Consider the following 307-nt stretch of genomic DNA (forward strand, 5'->3'; position numbering starts at 1 on the left):
TGCAAGTCGAGCGGAGTTATTCCTTCGGGGATAGCTTAGCGGCGGACGGGTGAGTAACACGTAGGCAACCTGCCTGTAAGATCGGGATAACATTCGGAAACGGATGCTAATACCGGATAAACAATTCAGCTGCATGGCTGAGTTGGGAAAGACGGCGCAAGCTGTCGCTTACAGATGGGCCTGCGGTGCATTAGCTAGTTGGTGGGGTAACGGCTCACCAAGGCGACGATGCATAGCCGACCTGAGAGGGTGATCGGCCACACTGGGACTGAGACACGGCCCAGACTCCTACGGGAGGCAGCAGTAG

Annotated in this window: 1 rRNA gene; it reads left to right on the top strand. The window is 56.4% G+C overall.

The features are described from left to right. A 16S ribosomal RNA gene (locus tag AC0LWF_RS27960) occupies positions 1-307 on the top strand; the annotation flags it as partial.

This window comes from Paenibacillus sp. sgz302114 (assembly GCF_056120345.1).